The organism is Dyella sp. 05T440 (genome assembly GCF_056395965.1).
This window is the reverse complement of sequence record NZ_JBFTKN010000001.1, coordinates 1-14060: the sequence shown is the minus strand read 5'-3', so window position 1 is coordinate 14060 and position 14060 is coordinate 1. Positions and strand designations below refer to the sequence as shown.

At 62.9% G+C, this 14060-nt stretch carries 11 protein-coding genes and 1 rRNA gene; 4 read left to right on the top strand and 8 right to left on the bottom strand.

Annotation, left to right across the window (positions count from 1 at the left end; genetic code table 11):
• Positions 1 to 148: 148 nt before the first annotated feature.
• From AC1DE1_RS00060 to AC1DE1_RS00050, 3 genes are all read right to left on the bottom strand, one after another.
• On the bottom strand, positions 149 to 1009 hold the full coding sequence (locus AC1DE1_RS00060) for a DUF1481 domain-containing protein (protein ID WP_441602706.1): 861 nt from the start codon (positions 1007 to 1009) through the stop codon (positions 149 to 151).
• A 274-nt stretch (positions 1010 to 1283) separates the two neighbouring features.
• Positions 1284 to 1793, bottom strand: a complete 510-nt coding sequence (locus AC1DE1_RS00055; RefSeq protein WP_441611459.1) for a hypothetical protein — start codon at positions 1791 to 1793, stop codon at positions 1284 to 1286.
• Positions 1794 to 1923: 130 nt separating this feature from the next.
• Positions 1924 to 4833, bottom strand: a complete 2910-nt coding sequence (locus tag AC1DE1_RS00050; RefSeq protein WP_441602704.1) for a TonB-dependent receptor plug domain-containing protein — start codon at positions 4831 to 4833, stop codon at positions 1924 to 1926.
• Positions 4834 to 5158: 325 nt separating this feature from the next.
• Here AC1DE1_RS00050 and AC1DE1_RS00045 point away from each other — a divergent pair, with 325 nt between their 5' ends.
• On the top strand, positions 5159 to 5728 hold the full coding sequence (locus AC1DE1_RS00045; RefSeq protein ID WP_441602703.1) for a helix-turn-helix domain-containing protein: 570 nt from the start codon (positions 5159 to 5161) through the stop codon (positions 5726 to 5728).
• 75 nt (positions 5729 to 5803) lie between these two features.
• On the opposite strand, the gene glyS is transcribed toward AC1DE1_RS00045, so the two are convergent.
• Both glyS and glyQ read right to left on the bottom strand, forming a co-directional pair.
• Positions 5804 to 7954: a glycine--tRNA ligase subunit beta gene (glyS, locus tag AC1DE1_RS00040; protein ID WP_441602702.1), complete on the bottom strand. Its 2151-nt coding sequence runs from the start codon at positions 7952 to 7954 to the stop codon at positions 5804 to 5806.
• Positions 7951 to 8862, bottom strand: a complete 912-nt coding sequence (glyQ, locus tag AC1DE1_RS00035; protein WP_121883603.1) for a glycine--tRNA ligase subunit alpha — start codon at positions 8860 to 8862, stop codon at positions 7951 to 7953. The genes glyS and glyQ overlap by 4 nt, the downstream gene beginning before the upstream one ends.
• Before the next feature lie 95 nt (positions 8863 to 8957).
• Here glyQ and tfpB point away from each other — a divergent pair, with 95 nt between their 5' ends.
• From tfpB to AC1DE1_RS00020, 3 genes are all read left to right on the top strand, one after another.
• On the top strand, positions 8958 to 10769 hold the full coding sequence (gene tfpB, locus AC1DE1_RS00030) for a type IV pilus assembly ATPase TfpB (protein ID WP_441602701.1): 1812 nt from the start codon (positions 8958 to 8960) through the stop codon (positions 10767 to 10769).
• A 38-nt stretch (positions 10770 to 10807) separates the two neighbouring features.
• Positions 10808 to 11530, top strand: coding sequence for a glutamine amidotransferase (locus AC1DE1_RS00025; RefSeq protein WP_441602700.1), 723 nt, complete (start codon positions 10808 to 10810; stop codon positions 11528 to 11530).
• A gap of 121 nt (positions 11531 to 11651) precedes the next feature.
• Positions 11652 to 12731 (top strand): hypothetical protein, encoded by a 1080-nt coding sequence (locus tag AC1DE1_RS00020; RefSeq protein ID WP_477177725.1) that lies wholly within the window; start codon positions 11652 to 11654, stop codon positions 12729 to 12731.
• Between the two features lie 8 nt (positions 12732 to 12739).
• Here AC1DE1_RS00020 and AC1DE1_RS00015 read toward each other — a convergent pair whose 3' ends face one another.
• The 3 genes from AC1DE1_RS00015 to rrf form a co-directional block, all read right to left on the bottom strand.
• Positions 12740 to 13063, bottom strand: a complete 324-nt coding sequence (locus AC1DE1_RS00015; RefSeq protein WP_046970761.1) for a DUF1820 family protein — start codon at positions 13061 to 13063, stop codon at positions 12740 to 12742.
• A gap of 9 nt (positions 13064 to 13072) precedes the next feature.
• Positions 13073 to 13756, bottom strand: coding sequence for a rhomboid family intramembrane serine protease (locus tag AC1DE1_RS00010; protein WP_441602698.1), 684 nt, complete (start codon positions 13754 to 13756; stop codon positions 13073 to 13075).
• 198 nt (positions 13757 to 13954) lie between these two features.
• A 5S ribosomal RNA gene (rrf, locus tag AC1DE1_RS00005) occupies positions 13955 to 14060 on the bottom strand; the annotation flags it as partial.

Genomic DNA, 14060 nt, shown 5'->3' with positions numbered 1-14060 from the left:
TCCGAAAGGCTTCCTACCAAAGCTTTGCGGTGGTGCCGCGCGCTGTCGAACTCGCCCCGCCATCCACATCCAAACCGATTTGGCCATCCATACGGCCAAAAAAAACCGCCCTTGCGGGCGGCTCTTTTCGGCGAAACCAGCGAGGGACTTACTTGCCCTTGCCGCCCGTCGCCAGATTCAGGATCGACTGGCTCTGCTTCTGCAGGCTGGCCGCTTCGTCGTCGGACAGCGGCGAGCTCTTGCTGCCCTGGTCGTTGGTCTTGAGCACCAGCGTGCCGTCCTGGCCCCATGCCGCGCGCTCGGTCGAGCTGGGCTTGGAATCCTTGCTGGACTTCTTCTGCTGCACGACCACCCACGGCTTGCCGTCCTTGTAGGCGTAGTCGGTGCTGGTGAAGCCCTTGTCGCCGTAGTCGACTTCTTCGCGGATGAACTTCACTTCGCCCGCTTCACGGAACACCTGCCAGCCGCGCGAGACCTTGTCTTCGAGCTTGGTGCCGTTGCTGATCTTCATGCCGCCGATCTGCTTCTGCACGGAGGTGAAGGCAGCCAGTTCCTTTTCACCCTGGGTCTGCTCGCCCACGAGCTGGATGTTCACCTGGGTCGGCATGCCCTTGGTCAGCACCTGGGTCTGCAGCGGCGGGTTGTAGTGACGCTCGCCATCGACCAGCGTCGCCTTCAGCACGTACAGGCCGGCCGGGTTCACGTCAGCCGGGTTGAACGGCAGCTGGAACGAGATCGGCAGCGTATTGGCCGACTCGATCGTCTTGGTGGCCAGCGGGGTGGCGTCCGGCGTGGACACGTCGATCAGGGTCAGCTCGAGCTTCGCGGCAGGCGACACGGTGGTGGCCGCATCACGCAGGGCCACCTGGCCGGTGATCTGGTTGGCCTGAGCCGGCGTCTGAGCGGCGTCGCCGCCCTGCGCGCCGCCCTCGGACGACTGGGAAGAATTGCCACAACCGGCAAGAGCCAGAGCAGCGACCGACATCAGCGACCAAACAAGACGGCGCATGTGAAAACCTCTATCGATAGTCAGGGCTTAGCGCGAGAACCAACAGGCGCCCAACACGCCTCGACTCTACACGGGGGAGCCCTTGAGGATAGCCCAAACGTAAGGGCTTGTAAAAGTTGGCTCCATGCGCTTGCGTATGTCCCACCAAAGGCTTCAACCAGCCCTGCAAAGCACTTTACGCCCGCTTACCGGTTTCGAGCTGGTGCACGCATCCGTGCGGCAAAAAAAAGCGCTCCAAGAGCGCTTCAATGTCAACGCCTGAGCACATTAGAAATCAGCAGGCCGGGATACCACCCACGATGCAAATCGGCCCCCTGATCGGCTGAGATTCGGGCGGCGGCGCGCCCGTACCCTGCGGATCAAACACGCATCTGTCATACGGCCAATTCACGTCGTTGAAATGCGACATGCAGAACGAGTCAGTGAGAAAGTTATCGTCGGACCCGGTCCATAGACCGGTGGCTCCGCTAAACCAATACACGATGCACCTGCTATTGGCGACGACTGCGGATTCCCTGCAAATTGCCGCGCCAGGGCCACCCCAAGGGAAGTATCTGACGTTGCCGACCGATGCCGCCCAGGTCAACACGCCCAGCGTCGTCCGCACGTCATTCGACGCGCCACCCGCGTAAGGCTCTTCCAAATTGCAGCTATTGCAGATAATCGTGGGCGGCTCGTTCGCACGCGCCGCTGCGTAAGCTGTATTAACGCGCAGTAATCCAATACAGGCCACTGCCAGCAACAACATCCATTTCGCAATCAAATCCGCTTTCCTGATTTTCACAATAACCTCCATGGCATTGAAAAATGATTGGCGCTGACAGTCCTGCGTTTTTTGTTATGTGGTCCTGAATAAATGCATCCCAAGACACCGTGCCGCCCCTTTTCAGGATGCGGCACGGTTTCAATCAAGATCAGAAGCGCTGGCTGTACTTCAGGTAATAGAAGCGGCCGATGTCAAAGCCACCGTAGTACACGAAGGCGCTGTTCGGCTTCGAGTACATGATGGGGCCCTGCTTGTCGAACACGTTGTTCGCACCGACCGAGATGGTGCCCTTCCACGGCATGGTCCAGCGGAACTGGACGTCGTTGAAGGTGGTGGAGCCGGTGTGACGCTGGGCCTGCGCGCCGTTGAACGGATCGACGTGGTCGATGTCGTTGCACTCGACCGGATTGACGTACGAGCAGCGCTCGGTCATGCCGGAGTAGTAACGCATCGTCCAGGTCATGCCGAACAGGCCACGCGTGAAGTCCAGCGACAGGTTGGAACGCGTGCGGAAGTTGCCGCCGTAGCCGGTTTCCGGCTGCACGGTGGTGTCCGGATTGTCGTCGGCCTTGATGTTCAGGTAGTCGACATAGGTGGTGTTCCAGTGCGTGGCGAACTGGCCGATCGCGTCGATGGTGAAGCGGTAGTTCACGCCGAAGTCGTAACCCGCCGTCTTCTGCCAGCCCTTGTTGGTCAGGCCGTAGAACATGTTGGTGATGACGCCGTTGGCCGGATCACGCGTGAAGCCCGAGCAACGCGAGCTGATGCCTGCCACGTAGCAGTCGTCCAGGATGTTCTGCACTTCGTCCTGGCTGATCACGTTCTTGATGTCGATCTTGTACCAGTCCAGCGACACGTCGAGGCCTTCGACGTAGTGCGGGCTGTAGATCACGCCGAACGTGCGGGTGGTCGCCGTTTCAGGAGTCAGCTTCGAGTTGGAGCCGGTGGTGAACTGGTAGTTGGTCTGGCACGGATACGTGCTGCACGGATTGAGTGCCTGGCCCAGCTGCACATAGTTCGCTGCCACGGCCGGTTGGCCGCCGAAGCCACCGGTACAACGCGCGGCCACGGCCGGGTTGCCCTTGGCCGAACCGCTCTTGGTATCGCACGGGTCGGTGTACGACTCGAAGCTGCTGCCGATACCGCCGTACAGGTCGGAAATGGTCGGCGCGCGGAAGCCCTGCGCCCAGCTGCCGCGGACGAGCAGGTCGTCGATCGGCTTCCACTTGACGCTGGCCTTGCTGTTGGTGGTGGTGCCGAAGTTGTCGTAGTCGGAGTAGCGGCTGGCCACGTCGATCGACAATTCGCGCGCCATCACCACGTCACGCAGCAGCGGCACGTCGAATTCCAGGTAAGCCTCGTTGACCGAGTACTTGCCTTCGGTCGTGGTGGCCGCCAGACCCGAGCTCAGGCCCGCCTGGTTGAACGCGTCCGGCACGAAGCGGCCGTCTTCCTGGCGGTGCTCAAGGCCGGCGGCGACACCGATGTCACCAGCCGGCAGGCCCACAAAGGTACCGGCGATGTTGGCGGTGTAATCCGTCGTGGTGGTCTTGCCGGTGTCGTGGAATTCCGGGAACAGGAAGGCCTGCAGTTCCGGATCCGCCAGCGAGCCGGCGCCAGCCTGGCCATACGGCAGCAGCGGGTTCCACGCCACGCAGCCGGCGGTCGGCTTGGCGGCGGTACCGCAATGCACTTTGCCATCCGTGCCCATGAAGGACGGACCGACGGCGGCCTCCGCATTGATCAGGTTGAAGTCGCCGTGACCGGTCTTGAGCATGTTGTTGCGATTGGTCATCGCGGCAACGTCCCAGTTCCAGTTGCGGCCGCCCAGCTCGAAGTAGCCCTCGAAGCCAGCCGTCCAGCGATAGGTTTCCAGTTCGCTGTTGGTCGTACGGGGCACTTCCCAGCCGCGACGGGCGAAGTTGAGCGTGGTGCCAAGCGGGTTGAAGTAGCTGGTGGCCGCCATCGGCCTGGTGAAGGCGGCCGACTGGTACGGATAACCGGCGATCTGCTGCAGGGTCTCGCGCTTGTTGTAGAGGAAGTCGGTCTTGAACGTGACGTTGTCGAGCAGGTTGTACTTGCCCGCCACGAACAGCGAGGTGCGCTCCTGACCGGTGGCCAGCGACATCTCCTGGTTGGAGTTGGCGTAGCGCGAGGTGGTCAGCGGCTGGTAGTTGGCGATATTGCGCGGGTCGGTACCCGGCGTGAGCGTACAGGTGGCCTTGGCGCCGCCCGGGCCGCAGGGGCCGCTGAACGAACCGTTCTGGGTGATGCCGCTCCAGCCGTTGACACCGTCCTTGGCGTTCGGGAACTGGTGGAAGGGACCCGCCGGATAGGCGCTGAACTCGCGGTCCTTTGCCCAGACCGGATCGTCCTTCTGGTACTGCGCGCTGGCCATGATCGAGCCGCGCTCGTTGGCGGTACCGAGCGTGAAGTCGTAGCTCTGGCCCTTGCCGTCATTCTGGTCGTACTGGCCGACGTAGGCATTGGCCTCGGCGCCGGTGAAGTTGCTGCGCGTGATCACGTTGACCACGCCGGCAATCGCGTCCGAACCGTAGATGGACGAACCGCCATCCTTCAGCACTTCGATGCGGTCGATCACCGACACCGGGATCTGACCCAGATCCTGCAGGCCCGAGGTGTTGGCGCCCAGGCGCTTTCCGTTGATCAGGATCAGCGTGCGATTGGCACCGAGGTTGCGCAGGTCGACGTAATAGCCACCCACGTCTTCGCCCGACGACAGCGCGTTGGCGCGGCTGATCGGCGGCGAACCGACTTCGGTCAGGTTCTGCAGAATGTCGGCAACCGAGGTGAAACCCTGGTTCTGGATCTGCTTGCGGTCGATCGTGACCACCGGCTGGGCGGTTTCCACGTCGACGCGCGGAATGCGCGTACCGGTGACGGTGACGGTTTCGAGCTTCTTGACCTCGCTCTCGCTGGCTGCGGGGCCGCTGGTGTTCTGCGCCAGGGCCGGAGCCATGGCTGCGAAGGTACCTACGGCAAGAGCCAGGCGGACGGCCACCGTAAGTTTATTGTCAACTTTCTTGCGGAACTGCATATTTACTCCCCAGTAAAGACGCCGGCCCCAACCGACGCCAAAATGCCGACTTGCTCGCAAGTGGCAGGCTTCAAAGGCGTTGCACCCTCAAAACTTGCTGTCTGCCAGCTGAACAACCCGGCGCATTCTTGATTACCAATTCGCAACCGTTGCGTTCTTGGTCTCGGTAGAAGTTGCTCCCCAGGGGCTGCGACTACCAAGAACTTACGACCATATGAGAAATTTCTTACGAGTGTCAACGATTTCGTAACGCTTGCTTCACGCTGACGTTTCTAAATTTCGGGCCACGCTCCCCTTACAAGTCGCCATCCGCCAGGAAAATGCGATGAACATGCAAAAAATTTCGACAAACGAGTCTTCGTCCACCTTTGCCGATCGCATCAAAGTGCTGATCCAGCGCGTGGGCAGCGTCACCGAGATCGCTCGGATGTGCGGTTTTTCTGAAGGTGTCGTGCGTAGCTGGCGCGATGGCAATACCGATCCGTCGCGCGCACGCTGCGTGACCCTGGCCAAGACCCTGGGTATTTCCCTGGTGTGGCTGGTGGCCGGCGAAGGGACCATCCAGACCACGGACGCGATGGCCTCCGGCGAAGACCAGACGAATACGGAAACGATGGCCAACCGCCATCGCTCCAAACTGCGCACCGCAGCGGACACGCTGCATGCCAGCGGCCTGGCCATGGATCCGAACCGCCTCAACACGGCGCTGCGCATCCTGCAGTCGGAGCTGGACCTGGCCGAGAGCCGCCTGACCCTGGCCGACAACGCCGACATGCTGGCCGACCTCTATGAAATCCTCGGCCCGGGCGGCACCGACGTGGACGCCACCGCGATGGTCTCGTTCAACCAGCGCCTGCACGAGCGCGTGAAGCGCGGCCGTCAGGTCGCTGCGTAAGTGCATCGATTGCAGACGGCATAAAAAAACGGCAGCCCGGAGGCTGCCGTTTTTCTTTGCTGCGATGGCCGGTTGCTAGAGGCGGGCAATGTCCGCGATGGCGCCGAATTGCGCCTTCAGCTGACCCAGCAAGGCCAGGCGATTGGCGCGCACCGCCGGGTTTTCCGCGTTCACCAGCACGCTGTCGAAGAACGCATCCACCGGTGCCTGCAACTGCGCTAGGCGCGTGAGCACCGCGGCGTAGTCGCCGGCTTCCAGCGGCGCATGCGTGTCGGCGCGGGCGGCGTCGAGCGCGGCATGCAGCGAGCGTTCGGCCTCCGCCTCGAAATGGGCGGGGTCGACCGTGGTGCCCACCGGTGCAGCGCCTGCTTCCTCGGCCTGCTTGCGCAGGATGTTGGCCACGCGCTTGTTCGCCGCGGCCAGGCTCAAGGCCTCCGGACGGCGACCGAATTCGCCGACCGCGCGCAGACGTCGGTCGAAATCCACCAGGCTGGACGGCGAGACGGCCGCCACGGCCTCGAATTGCTCGCTCGTAAAGCCCTGCTCGGCGTAATAACCGCGCAGGCGATCGAGCACGAATTCGACCAGTTCGTCAGCCAGCGCGGCACGGCGCTTGCCGGCGTCGAGCGTAGGCGCCTTGCCATCCTTGCCCGGCTTGAGGCCAGCGGCGAGCGCTGCTTCCGGCAACAATTCGAGCGCTTCGACAAAACTGCCGCGCAGATCCAGCTCCAGACCACCTTCGACCAGCGTACGCGCAAGACCGAGCGCTGCACGACGCAGGGCGAACGGATCCTTGTTGCCGCTGGGCTTCATGCCCACGGCGAAAATGCCTGCCAGCGTATCGAAGCGATCGGCCACGGCGAGCACCTGGCCCACCTTGCCGGCCGCGATGGCGTCCCCGGCGAAGCGCGGCTGGTAATAGCTGTCCAGCGCCTCGGCCACGTCGGCCGCTTCACCGTGGTGCGCCGCGTAGTAACGACCCATCACGCCCTGCAACTCGGGGAATTCGCCGACCATGCGGGTGAGCAAGTCGCACTTGCTGAGTGAGGCGGCACGCGTCGCGGCGCCGGCATCCACGTCCACGCGGGCGGCGATGATGCGGGCCAGCTCGGCCACGCGCACGCTCTTGTCCCACAGGCTGCCCAGCGCCTGCTGGTAGGTGACCTGCTTGAGCTGATCCTGATAGCCGGCCAGCGGCGTCTTGAGGTCTTCATCCCAGAAGAACTTGGCGTCGGCGAAGCGCGGACGGATCACGCGCTCGTAGCCCTTGCGGATTTCCGACGGCTGCTTGCTCTCGATGTTGGCGACACCGATGAAATGCTCGGTGAGCTTGCCGCTGGCGTCGAACACCGGCACAAACTTCTGGTTGGTCTCCATGGTGGTGACCAGCGCTTCGGGCGGCACCGCAAGAAATTCGCGATCAAAGGTGCACGCAATCGCCACCGGCCATTCGGTGAGATTGGCGATTTCGCTGAGCAGAGCCTCGTCGAGCTGCGGCACGCCACCGGTTTCCTTGGCTGCACGGGCGACTTCATCGCGCACTTTCTGGCGACGCTCGGCCGGATCGGCCAGCACCTTGGCCGCGCGCATCGAGTCCAGCCAGATATCGGCGTCGGACACGTGCACCGGCTGCCCATGCATGAAACGGTGACCACGCGACTTGCGGCCGCTGGTCAGGCCCAGCACGCTGCCGTCGACGATGTCCGCGCCGTGCAACATCACCAGCCAGTGCACCGGACGCACGAACGTGTAGTCGTGATCGCCCCAGCGCATCGGCTTGGGAATCGGCAAACCCTTGAGCGCCTCGTCGACGATTTCAGGCAACAAAGCCGCCACCGGCTGGCCCGGCTTGACCGCGCGGAACACGAACCACGAACCCTTGTCGGTCTCGAGCTTTTCCAGCTGTTCGACGGTCACTCCGCAAGACTGCGCAAAGCCGAGCAAGGCCTTGCTCGGCTGGCCATCGGCATCGAGCGCCGCGTTGACGGCCGGGCCGCGACGTTCAACATTTTGTTCGGGCTGGTTGACCGCCACGGCCGGGATATAGACGGCCAAACGGCGCGGCGAAGCATACAGCCTCGCTTCGTCCAGGCCGGCGTCCACGCCGCGCTTGGCCAGTCCGTCGCAGATGCCGCGCAGGAACGCAGCGGACAAGTCATCCAGCGCCTTGGGCGGCAGTTCTTCGGTGCCCAGTTCGATCAACAGCGGCTTGGTGGCGGCGCTCATGCAGCCTGCTCCTTCACGTTCTTCTTCAGGCCGGGAAACCCGAGCTTTTCGCGTTGTGCGACATAGGTTTCAGCCACCGCTCGGGCCAGCGTGCGCACGCGCAGGATGTAGCGCTGGCGTTCGGTGACGCTGATGGCGCGGCGCGCGTCGAGCAGGTTAAAGGTGTGGCTGGCCTTCATCACCTGCTCGTAGGCAGGCAACGGCAGGTTGGCGGCGATCAGCTTGTTGGCTTCGCCTTCGCACACGTCGAACCAGCGCAGCAATTCGGGCACGTTGGCGTGCTCGAAGTTGTAGGTGCTCTGCTCCACTTCGTTCTGGTGGAACACGTCGCCATAGGTGACGGTGCCGCGCGGGCCGTCGGTCCAGATCAGGTCGTAGACGTTGTCCACGTTCTGCAGGTACATGGCCAGGCGCTCGAGACCGTAGGTGATCTCACCGGTCACGGGACGGCACTCCAGGCCGCCGGCCTGCTGGAAGTAGGTGAACTGGGTCACCTCCATGCCATTGAGCCAGACTTCCCAGCCCAGACCCCAGGCGCCGAGCGTCGGCGATTCCCAGTTGTCTTCGACGAAGCGCAGGTCGTGCACCAGCGGATCCAGGCCCAGCTCCTTCAGCGAACCGATGTACAGGTCCAGGATGTTGTCCGGGTTTGGCTTCATCACCACCTGGTACTGGTAGTAATGCTGCAGGCGGTTCGGGTTTTCGCCGTAGCGGCCGTCAGTAGGACGGCGGGACGGCTGCACGTACGCCGCCGCCCAGGGCTCGGGACCGAGCGAACGCAAAAAAGTGGCCGGGTGGAACGTGCCGGCGCCGACCTCGGTGTCGAGGGGCTGCAGCAGGACACAACCCTGCGCCGCCCAATAGCGGTTAAGGGTCTGGATCACATCTTGGAAGGTGCGCGCGGACATGGCTTTCCGTGGGCTTCAATAAAGCGGGTTAGTATAGCCGGGACCGCTTTCTCCGCTGGAATCCAGCGCAGAAAGCCTATCGGAGAGATCGCCGCATGGCCGCTTCGCCGCAAACAGTGTCCCTGCTCGGCCGCCGCAGTCGGCTGGCGCTGGATGAAATGCTCGCCACGCTGGTGGTCGACGGCTATCTGCTCGCCGAAGACGCCAAGCAGGTGCGCATGGGCTCGCGCAGCGGCCGCGCCACCGTGGAATTGCATCCGCTGGTGCTGGTGGCCAACGCCAAGCTGCCCAACCAGCGCGATCCGGGCCGACCGCTGAGCCTGGAGGCGCTGACCGAATGGCTCGCCGGCCACGCCCAGCTGCCGTACCTGAAAATCGATCCGATGAAGATCAACGTGGCCGCGGTGACCCAGGTGGTCAGCCGCGCCTACGCCGAACGCCATCGCATCCTGCCGGTGGCGGTAGCGCCGGGCGAAGCGACCTTCGCCACCTGCGAGCCATTCGACAATGCATGGGCGGCCGACCTCTCGCAGATGCTGCGGCGAGACGTGAAGCGCGTGGTGTCCAACCCGATCGACATCAACCGCTACCTGCTGGAGTTCTACGGCGTACAACGCTCGATCCAGCTGGCGCAGGACGCCAAGACCACCGGCTACGACTCCTCCGCCATCCTCAACTTCGAACAGCTGCTGGAGCTGGGCAAGGGCGGCGAAGTCGGCGCGGATGATCGCCACGTCGTGCACATCGTGGATTGGCTGCTGCAATACGCGTTCGAACAGCGCGCCTCGGATATCCATTTGGAGCCGCGCCGCGAAGCCGGCCTGATGCGTTTTCGCATCGACGGCGTGATGCACAAGGTATTCGAGCTGCCGCCGCCGGTGATGACCGCGGTCACCGCGCGAATCAAGATCCTCTCGCGCATGGATGTGGCCGAAAAGCGCCGCCCGCAGGACGGTCGCATCAAGACACGCTCTGCTTCAGGACGTGAAGTGGAACTGCGTATCTCCACCATGCCGACAGCGTTCGGCGAAAAGGTGGTGATGCGTATCTTCGATCCGGACATCGTGGCCAAGGATTTCTCGCAGCTGGGCTTTTCGCCCGAAGAGGGCGAGGCCTGGCGAACGATGGTGGAACGCCCGCACGGCATCGTGCTGGTGACCGGTCCTACCGGTTCGGGCAAGACCACCACGCTTTACTCGACGCTCAAACATCTGGCGACGCCGGAGTTGAACGTCTGCACGGTCGAAGACCCGATCGAAATGGTGAGCCCCGAGTTCAACCAGATGCAGGTGCAGGCGGCCATCGACCTGGACTTTGCCACTGGCGTGCGCACGCTGCTGCGACAGGACCCGGACATCATCATGGTTGGCGAAATCCGCGACCTGGAAACGGCGCAGATGGCCGTGCAGGCCTCGCTCACCGGTCACCTCGTGCTGTCGACCCTGCATACCAACGATGCGCCCAGCGCGATCACGCGTCTGCTTGATCTGGGCGTACCGCATTACCTGATCCAATCCACCCTGACCGGCGTGGTGGCGCAGCGTCTGGTGCGCACGCTGTGTGCCCACTGCAAGCAGGCCACCGAGCAGGAGCCGCACGAGTGGACGGCGCTCACGCACGGCTGGGACGTGCCGCTGCCCGAGAAGGTCTACAAACCGGTCGGTTGCCTGGAGTGCCGCAATACAGGCTTCATGGGACGCACCGGCATCTACGAGATGCTGCCGCTGTCCTCGCGCCTGCGCGGATTGATTTCATCGCAGCTGGATCTGGGTCATTTCGGCCACGCCGCGCTCGCCGAAGGCATGCGTCCCTTGCGCATTTCCGCGGCGGCCCAGGTGGCGCGCGGCGTCACCACCGTCAAGGAAGTGCTGACCGTGATTCCGCCCATCGAACATGGCGTCGTCTGACGACGCTGCTCGCTCACCCAACGTATTCGTCGTATCGCATGAAGCCTGTCCTGATCATCCGCACCGGTCGCGCCCCTGCTCCCATTCGCGCGCGTCACGGTGACTTTCCCCACTGGTTCCGCCTTGGTGCACAGCTGTTGCCGGAGCGCATCCGCGTGGTCGACGTGGAAGCTGGCGAACAACTTCCACCACCCAGCGAAGTGGCCGGTGCACTGATCACCGGTTCCGCCGCGATGGTCACTGAGCGTGCCGCATGGAGCGAACGCACGGCGGGCTGGATCAGGGATGCCATGGATCTGGAGCTGCCGATGTTCGGCGTGTGCTACGGCCATCAGCTGATGTCGCATGCCCTGGGTGGGCGCGTCGACTACCTGCCCGGCGGTCGCGAGATCGGCACCGTGACGCTGAACATGCTCGATGCCGCCAAAAACGATCCGCTGGCAAGCAGCTTCCCGTCTGCATTTCGCGCCCATGCCACGCATGAACAAAGCGTACTCGAGCTGCCTAAGAACACGACCGTACTGGCCAGTTCCTCGCGCGACCCGAATCATCTCGTCCGCTACGGCAAGAACGCGATGAGCGCGCAGTTCCATCCTGAATTCAATGCGGATGTGATGCGCGCCTACATTGACCGCAAGCACCACGACATGAAGCGCGAAGGCTTCGATCCGCACCACACGTTTAAGCAGGTTGCCCCGACTCCGCTGGCGCGCCGCCTGTTCCGGCAGTTCTCGCGTCACCATGGGCTGGCCGCCGGCTGACATGACTGTCACGCTCACGGTCTAGAATCGGGCCATCGGCGCGAAGCTTCCACAGAGCGCCGTCACATGGACGAACACCATGGGTCGACAACCGCATGTACACCGCGCATCGGTCATTGCGATGCGGCTGGTCGACATTGCCGACACCATCGATCTGACCGCCGCCGAATCACTTTGGGCGCAACGGGCGCGTACTGCCGCCGCCCGCAGTCGGTTGGTGACCGCGCCGACGAAGGCGCTGACGTTCGGCGTACCACCCGTCGAGTTGACCCTGGGTCCCATCGAGGTTGATGTCGGTGGCCGCGCCTTGCAAGCCACCGCGCTCGCGAGGCTCTACGAGTTCGGAGTCGCCGCCTTATCCATCAGCGTGCCTGCCGACGATCTCTCATGGGTGGACTTCAGCGCGCGAGTGAATGCAGTCGATGCCGCGTTTGGTCTGGCCTCCGATTCAGACGCGTGGACGCGTCTGCTGGCGCAGATCACGGACATCGTGGGGCCCGCGCTGTTGCGGCCGAGTGTGGCCGTCCTGCACGAGGACTATCTACTGGGCCTGGTACATGCGCTCGAAGGAGTCGTGAGTACAGCAACGCTTCACGACGAGCTGGACCTTGTGCCCTTGCTTGCCGGTGAATCACGACCGCTCTCCGAGTCTGCTCGCCAGGAACTGCTGCGGCAGCGCTTTTCGTATTACACCGACGATCTGGCCGTCGTCACCTGGGACCGCGCCTTCATCTACGAACCGCGCGGTGAGTCGGACGTGGTCGATATTCTCGAAGTGGCGAACGCCCAGCTATTGGAGTTGCGCTACTACGACGAATTGCTCGATGCCGAACTGCCACGCATGTACGACCTGGTGGAAGCGACGCACAACGTCGCCAACCCTTTTGCAGCGCGACGCTACGCCGATCTGGCGCGGCATCTATACACGCTCGTGGCGGAAGTCACCGAGATCACCGAGAAAGTCGACAACGCACTGCAAGTCACCGAGGACGTTTATCTCGCGCGCGTTTATGCGGCGGCACTCGAGTTGTTTCGCGTACCGCATGTCAGCAAAGCCGTCGATCGCAAGCTGGCCATCATCCGCGACAGCTACGCGGCGTTATATGAAGAGGCATCGAGCAAGCGGGGCGAGCTGATGGAGCTGGCCATCATCGTGTTGATTGCCGTGGAGATCCTGATCGCGGTAATCCGCCACGTCTAGCCAGCGATTCAGCGCCCGCGCGGCGGCATCGGAAACGGCGTGATCTTCTGGCCGTCGCTGGCATCACGGATCACCAGCGCGCCCTTGCTCTCCACTTCCTCGACCCGCACCACCGATTGCATCGGCAGGTGCAATACGCGCGTGTCCTTGAACTCGTCGCGCAGCTTCTCTTCGGTGGGATCCACCAGCAGGCCTTCGCCCACGGGCTCGAACACCAGTTCGCCGACTTCGGTGAAACCCCACAGGCTGCTTGATGCCACGTGGCGGGCATAGAGCTCGTAGCACTTGCCCAGATGCAGGAAGGTGACTTTGTAGAGTTTCTTGTTGCGCATGAGCCTATGTTATCCGCGTAGACGCCGCGCGATGCCTTCTCGCGAAAACAAGGCAAACACCACGCCAAACAGGAAGCCGGCGATATGCGTCCACCACACTACCGCACCATAACTGGGCCCGGCGTAGCTGAAGAGCAACTGCAACAGCACCCAGATGCCGATCAGGAGAAAGGCCGGGACGCGCACGAATTCCAGGTAGAGACCCAGGGGCAACACCAGTCCTAGTCTCGCGCGGGGAAACAGCGCTATGTAGGTTCCCAGCACCGCCGACACGGCGCCGCTGCAGCCGATGATCGGCGAACGCACGCCAGTCAACGAAAGCGCACCGACTAGGTTCGCCACCATGCCACCGAGCACAAACAGCAGCAGGAAGCGCAGCGAGCCCAGTGCGCGTTCCGCCGGCAAACCAAAGATCACCAGGAACAATAGATTGCCCAGCAGATGCAGCCAGGCGAGATGGATGAAGAGCGCGGTGAACAGGCGTAGCAGCGATGGATCGTGCAATTGCGGCAGCAGCGGCGCCTTCGGATCGAAGATGTTCGCCGGCACGGTACCCCATTCGAGCCACATCGACATGCGCTGCGGCCCAGGCATCAAGGCCAGGCCGACGAAACTGATCACGCACACGACCACCACGAGCACGGTGGCCCATTGGACATGCCGACGACGGCGGGTTTCGACATGGACAAACACTGGAAACGCTCCGCGGCTTGCAGCTCAGGTGAGCTTTGCATCATAGGCGATAAGTTTTTGCTGCACAGCGCGCATCGGACGACTTCGGCGCTTTCAGACGATGCCCGTGGCAGTTGGCCGTGTATCGATGCAGCAAAATTTTCAAAGCGCACAAAGACAAACGCCTTCCCGGATGGGAAGGCGTTTGAGGGATAAAGCCCCTGGCGGTGACCTACTCTTGCATGAGAATTCACACTACCATCGGCGCAGCTGCGTTTCACTTCCGAGTTCGGGATGGGATCGGGTGGGGCCACAGCGCTATAGC

Bases quoted from the DNA above. Each gene is read 5' to 3' on its own strand.
- glyQ (WP_121883603.1), bottom strand. From the start codon at position 8,862: ATGTCCGCGCGCACCTTCCAAGATGTGATCCAGACCCTTAACCGCTAT.
- AC1DE1_RS00045 (WP_441602703.1), top strand. From the start codon at position 5,159: ATGAACATGCAAAAAATTTCGACAAACGAGTCTTCGTCCACCTTTGCC.
- tfpB (WP_441602701.1), top strand. From the start codon at position 8,958: ATGGCCGCTTCGCCGCAAACAGTGTCCCTGCTCGGCCGCCGCAGTCGG.
- AC1DE1_RS00025 (WP_441602700.1), top strand. From the start codon at position 10,808: ATGAAGCCTGTCCTGATCATCCGCACCGGTCGCGCCCCTGCTCCCATT.
- AC1DE1_RS00015 (WP_046970761.1), bottom strand. From the start codon at position 13,063: ATGCGCAACAAGAAACTCTACAAAGTCACCTTCCTGCATCTGGGCAAG.
- AC1DE1_RS00060 (WP_441602706.1), bottom strand. From the start codon at position 1,009: ATGCGCCGTCTTGTTTGGTCGCTGATGTCGGTCGCTGCTCTGGCTCTT.
- AC1DE1_RS00020 (WP_477177725.1), top strand. From the start codon at position 11,652: ATGCGGCTGGTCGACATTGCCGACACCATCGATCTGACCGCCGCCGAA.
- AC1DE1_RS00050 (WP_441602704.1), bottom strand. From the start codon at position 4,833: ATGCAGTTCCGCAAGAAAGTTGACAATAAACTTACGGTGGCCGTCCGC.
- glyS (WP_441602702.1), bottom strand. From the start codon at position 7,954: ATGAGCGCCGCCACCAAGCCGCTGTTGATCGAACTGGGCACCGAAGAA.